1 protein-coding gene is annotated in these 1190 nt (G+C 55.1%); it reads right to left on the bottom strand.

From position 1 onward, the window contains the following. Positions 1-29: 29 nt before the first annotated feature. Entirely contained in the window at positions 30-974 is a 945-nt protein-coding gene (locus ACW9HW_RS30120; protein WP_457402973.1) for an IS110 family transposase, read from the bottom strand. Between the last annotated feature and the right edge of the window lie 216 nt (positions 975-1190).

Here is a 1190-nt window from a genome sequence, read left to right as displayed (position 1 = left end):
TGTGGGAGATTCTATGTTGTAGGTAAATCCTACCGCCTTAGATTCGGTTGGTATTCGCTCTGATTTTTCATGAGGGCGAATGCCACCCGGCAGAGCTTGCGGGCGAGGATGACCAGAGCCTGAGTTCTGGCCAGTCCTCTTGCCAAGTAGGACTCATAGAACGGTTTCCAGGTGGGAGACCGGCAAGCCGCCATGGCTGCGGTATGCGCCAGGCGTCGTAGCTCTCCATCGCCTTTTTTAGACAGATGGCGAGGGCTGTGTTTCTTCCCGGAGTCTTTGGGTCGCAAGTCCATCCCCAAAAAAGCAATGAACGCATCGCCGCTGACGAAATGACCACGCATGAATGCGGTCGCCAAGCCGGTGGCTGTGAGCTCGCCAATGCCCTCGATGACTTTGCAGCGTCTGATGTTTTCGGTGATCCCCGCTTCCTGACTGACTTTGCGCAGCAACTTTTGAATGGCCAACTCAGCGTGCTTGATGGACTCCAACAGATTGACCAGAGCCTCTTTCAGGAGCGGTTCGCTCGACCAGCTCAGGGTAATACTGACACGCACCTTGATCAGTTCCGCGCGTCTATTGAGCAGGCTTTTGAGCTCGTTGTAGAGCTGCGGTGGCGGACTCCAGACACGCAGTCGCGACTGCTCGCTGGTCAGATAGCGTGCCAGCAAGCGTGCATCACAAGGATCGGTTTTTGCTCGTTGACCAACGCTTTCGCGGTAATGGCTCACCCGATAGGGGTCCACAACGTAAATCCGATGACCTAATTGATGAGCCATCTCGACCGTGTCCAGGTGATAGCGGCTGGTAGCCTCCAGAGCAATCGAGCATTGCGCCGGCAGCGCTTTGAGCCAGCGCCAAAGAGCGACTCGGTTGTTGTCGATGGATTGAGTGTTTTTCAGGTCTTCGCGGTAAGCGACGATTTCGGCCTTCGCCACATCAATACCAATCACCGTTGGCGAGTTAAGGATTGTCATGACGAATCCTCGGAGCTAGGGTTTAAGTGCTTGTTGGGGTCTACCGTCGCGCTGGCTTGCCTCTATCGTCGGTTCTACCGATGAATTCCTTATCGGCGCTTTAGGTAGAAAGGGCGGAACGAGAAGTCTCCCACGGTCCGTACTGGCTAGAGTCGGAATCGAGCTTTTAGTCCCGCCCACCCCTTCAAGTCTAAACATACAAGCGAGCCTGCTCGC

It is taken from the genome of Pseudomonas sp. SDO5532_S415 (assembly GCF_054071155.1).
This window is presented reverse-complemented; position numbering and strand designations above follow the sequence as displayed.